We start from the raw sequence: 4,862 nt of genomic DNA on the forward strand, positions 1-4,862 counted from the left end.
CTCCTTCTTCGAATTGTGGTTGTCAGGCCACTCATATTCTAACATAAGGAGGTTCTTTCCTTATCTTTAAGAATTTTTCCCTACCCCCAGTTTAACTGGGGGTTTTATCATGCCTCTTCGGCGACAACAAAAGGCCGTGTTGAAACTAAAATTTCAACACGGCCTTTTTTCTTTTTACTTATGCATCGTTACTTATGCTGTCGGCCCGGCATTAACAATCTCCGGCGGCATATCTCCTTTGAATTTAGCAAAGTTTTTCGCAAACAGCCCTGCCAATTGTTGCGCCTGACGCTCATAAGCCGCTTTATCTTTCCAAGTATTACGAGGTTTAAGAACTTCGGAAGGAACGCCTGGACACGAGGTCGGTACATATACATTAAAAATTGGATCTAATTCATATTGTGCATCATTAAGCTTACCTTCCGTAGCAGCAGTAACCATTGCACGGGTATAGGCAAGTTTCATCCGCTTTCCTACCCCATAAGAACCGCCGGACCAGCCGGTATTAATTAAAAATACGTTAGTATTATGTTCTTCCAGCTTTTTACCTAATAACTTGGCGTAAACCAACGGCGACAAAGGTAAAAATGGAGCTCCGAAGCAAGTAGAAAAGGTAGCCTGTGGTTCGGTAATTCCCCGTTCCGTTCCGGCCAGCTTACTGGTATAGCCGGACAGGAAGTGATACATGGCCTGCTCTTTCGACAATTTGGCAATCGGCGGTAAAACGCCAAAGGCATCTGCAGTCAACAGCACGACTGTTTTCGGATGCCCTGCTACACTCGGAATAAGTGCATTAGGTATATAATCGACTGGATAAGCAGTCCGGGTATTTTCTGTAATGGACTTATCATCGTAATCGGCAATTCTGCTCTCCGGATCAATCGTAACGTTTTCAAGAACGGCACCAAACCGAATAGCATCCCAAATCTGCGGCTCGGTTTCATGACTCAAATTAATACATTTGGCATAGCATCCGCCTTCCACATTAAATACGCCATTATCACTCCAGCCGTGTTCATCATCGCCAATCAGCCGACGGTGAGGATCGGCCGACAATGTGGTTTTACCCGTTCCGCTAAGACCAAAAAACAACGCGGTTTCACCGGTTTGACCCGCATTAGCCGAACAGTGCATCGACATGATACCTTTCTTCGGCAGAATAAAATTCATCACCGTAAAAATTGATTTTTTTATTTCACCGGCATAATGGGTACCGCCGATCAATACCATATGCTGTTCAAAATTAATAACAACAAACGCTTCGGAATTCGTACCGTCAATCTCAGGAACTGCTTTGAAACCAGGCAGGCAAATTACTTTATAATAGGGTTCAAAACCTTCCGGGTTTTCCGGACGAACAAACAATTGATGAACAAATAAATTTTGCCAGGCAAACTCATTGATAAATCTTACATTAATCCGGTTCGCCGCATCCGCCCCGGCATAACCATCAAAGGCAAAAACTTCCCGGCTTTGAACATAAGCCATCATCCGGTTGTATAACCGGGTAAATTGTTCAACCGTAAACGGTTTGTTACGACTCCAGTCAATATCCGCATGGATAGAAGCTGCATCGACAATAAACTTATCATTAGGAGAACGCCCCGTATATTTGCCGGTAGCAACTCGCAAAGCGCCGGTCGCAGTCAGTACCCCTTCCTTCTTCTGCAACGCCATTTCCACTAATTCAGCCGGAGATAAATTGTGGTACACTTTGCTAACGCCGCTTAGTACAGCACTAGCTTTTTCGTCAGTTAATACTTTCATCACCATTCCCCCACCCCAAAAGTTTTATATATAATCTACCTATCTTATGTATTGTATCACACTTTATGCACTTTTTGGCTTGTTTTGTCAAAAATACAATATTCACTCAATTCGTTTCTATTCTTTTACGGCGAGAATTTTGCGAACAACGGCCTCCATTTCTTCTTTCGCACAGACAGTTCGATGACGAATCGGCGCGTGTTCCAATTCAGCCAGTGCCTTGGGTACCTTCAAACCACTAACCCGGGATACTGCCTGCAGCAAGGAAATTTCGTTCTGCTCACTTAAATCCGCGGCATCTTGGATCGATTGTAAAACACTGGAATTAAACTTAAACGGGCTGGCTGTGGAAACAATAATGCCCGGCAGTTTATCCCCCGTCTGCTGCTTGTACCGATCATGAACACGCCAGGCTACAGCAGTATGCGGATCGACAACATAGCCATATGTTTCATGCGTCTCTTTAATAGTTTCCATTGTCTGAGAATCGCTGACCCAATCCGCCCAGAAAATTCCTGACAAAACCGACGAATAGCGGCTGCCAATGGAGAACGTGCCGGTTTTCATAAGCTGTTCCATCCACTCTGCGACTTGTTTCGCATTTTGTTCCGTAATGTGATATAAAAGACGTTCGAGATTACTGGAGATCAAAATGTCCATGGAGGGAGAAATCGTTTTGAAGAAATCACGCCGCCGGTCATATACGCCGGTATGTAAAAAGTCGGTCAATACATTGTTGCTATTTGAAGCACAAATGAGGCGATGGATGGGCAGTCCCATTCTCTTCGCATAGTATCCGGCTAAAATATTGCCAAAGTTACCTGTCGGTACAACAAAATTAACCGGCTGCCCCATTGTTTGATAGCCGCCTTGAACCATATCGGCGTAGGCGCTAAAATAATAAACAATCTGGGGCACAAGCCGGCCCCAATTAATTGAATTTGCCGAAGACAGCTGATAGCCCTGGCGATCCAGCTCCGCATTAAAAGCCGACTGATTGAAAATACTTTTTACTCCGGTCTGGGCATCATCAAAATTTCCTTTTACAGCCACTACAGAAACATTATTCCCCTTTTGACTGACCATTTGCAGTCTCTGAATTTCACTAACTCCCTGATAAGGATAAAAAACGATAATCCGGGTTTGCGGAACATCTTTAAAGCCTTCCAGAGCAGCCTTACCGGTATCGCCGGAAGTGGCAACCAAAATAACGATGTGATTGCTTACCCTTGTTTTTGTCAATGCCTTTGACAAAAGCCGGGGTAAAAGTTGAAGTGCCATATCTTTAAACGCACTGGTAGGCCCATGCCACAGCTCCAGCACATACTTTCCGTCTCCCACAGCAACCAATGGGGCAACTTCCCGGCAGTCGAATTTTCCTCCGCCATAGGCTGTCTGAATACAATCAATTAACTCAGCCTGGCTGTAATCAGGTAAAAAGACTTGTAAAATTTTTAACGCCCGTTCCTGATAGTTAGCATGAATCAAATCCTGTAATATCTCGCAAGAAATTTGCGGTAAATCTTTCGGAACAAACAATCCTCCGTCTTTAGCAATTCCTGCCTGGATCGCCTCAGCAGCAGATAATCCGGCTGTCCCTCCGCGGGTACTTACATACATCAACAAAAACACCTTCCTCACTTCTTGCATATCTGCTAGGCATAAATAATCTTCTTTTCCCCAATACGGCCGCCATTGTAACGGATCAGCATTTCGGCGGTAAATTCCAGCATATGTTCCAGTTCATCATCTGACACTTCTTCATCGGCATAAATCACAGACATCAGATTTCGTCCCGACAAGTTTATCGCTGTCCGTTTGGAATCCGAGGTAGGATTGCCGAACACACCGATCTCATCTGACAGGAAAGGCTTCCCATTCGTCGACAATGTGTGCCCCGACATATTGATATAACTACCTTCCGGTGCCAGCTGGTAAATTACATTTCCTTGAATATGATCCAGATCATAAATACCAAAGGGCAGCAAAAATTTAATGGAACAAAAATTATTTACATCGACTGCGCTATTCATATAATACAACCCTTTATTTTTTAAAACTCGCCGGACCAATGCTTCGGAAGCCGGACGATAGCGTGATGGATCAAAATCCAGCTTTTTGTACATACTCCGCACCGCGATAATTCGGGGAATCTTTTTTAAGATATCCATATTATATACTTTTGCCACTTCGGCCTGCAATTTAAAAAATTCCTGGGCCAGAGATGGTGGTGTGCCCCGGACCACTGCGTCATTTACAATTACATATCCTAAACGGCATTTAGGGATAACCAGCTTTATACTTTCATGAATAGTAATCTGCATACTATACCTCCCTGACCAGACCGACAGCAACCTATGGTCTCACCGGATAAAAATTCTTACCTCTATTGCTGCGTCCCCCACGCAGCAATACTGATAATCTGAGCATTTACCGCCTGCGCCAGCTCCTGTGGAGCAGCAATAATCTGGCAGCCTCTTATTCCGGCACTGATGGCAATAAACGGCCAGCGCAACGCACTTTCATCCATAAATACCGGATAGGCCTTTTTTGCGCCTAATGGCGAAACTCCGCCCCGAATATAGCCGGTTAAACCTTGTACTTCTTTTAAATGCACCATCTCAACTTTTTTATTGCCGCTTGCGGCAGCCAATGCTTTTAAATTCAGCTCTGCCGCCCCGGGAATACAAGCCATCAGTACCCCGTTCTTGTCTCCCCGGGCTACTAATGTTTTGAAAACCTGCTCAGCCGGTAAACCCACTTTTCCCGCTACGTTTTCAGCGCTTAAATCCGACTCATCCACCTTGTACTCCCGCAGCTCATACGCTATTTTTAACCCGTCTAAAATACGGGCAGCGTTCGTCTTCTTCACACTTCTCCATCATCCTTATAAAAACAATAATAGCAACTTAGTTTGTCCCAGTATATAATTCCTGTCTGAATTTGTCAATATAACCCTGATTTCATTCAGGGCGTGTTCATGAAAAAAGTTTAGGGTTAAAAATAGCAGATTCCATATATTTAATATCCAATGAACAACGATAGCGTTTTCTCTGGATGGATATCTTAGAAGAAGTCTCCAATTTTAATAAATT

At 44.1% G+C, this 4,862-nt stretch carries 4 protein-coding genes; all 4 read right to left on the reverse strand.

All coding sequences use genetic code 11. The features are described from left to right. Positions 1-192: 192 nt before the first annotated feature. Entirely contained in the window at positions 193-1,767 is a 1,575-nt protein-coding gene (pckA, locus tag ABFC84_17140) for a phosphoenolpyruvate carboxykinase (ATP) (GenBank protein ID MEN6414465.1), read from the reverse strand. A gap of 117 nt (positions 1,768-1,884) precedes the next feature. After that, a complete protein-coding gene (gene thrC / locus ABFC84_17145; protein ID MEN6414466.1) occupies positions 1,885-3,417 on the reverse strand; it encodes a threonine synthase in 1,533 nt (510 codons plus the stop codon). A gap of 5 nt (positions 3,418-3,422) precedes the next feature. Next, positions 3,423-4,091 (reverse strand): phenylalanine--tRNA ligase beta subunit-related protein, encoded by a 669-nt coding sequence (locus tag ABFC84_17150; protein ID MEN6414467.1) that lies wholly within the window; start codon positions 4,089-4,091, stop codon positions 3,423-3,425. A gap of 62 nt (positions 4,092-4,153) precedes the next feature. Next, positions 4,154-4,639, reverse strand: coding sequence for a Cys-tRNA(Pro) deacylase (gene ybaK / locus ABFC84_17155; protein ID MEN6414468.1), 486 nt, complete (start codon positions 4,637-4,639; stop codon positions 4,154-4,156). Positions 4,640-4,862: the final 223 nt, after the last annotated feature.

The sequence above is a fragment of the Veillonellales bacterium genome, from assembly GCA_039680175.1.
Classification (GTDB): Bacteria; Bacillota; Negativicutes; order JAAYSF01; family JAAYSF01; genus JBDKTO01.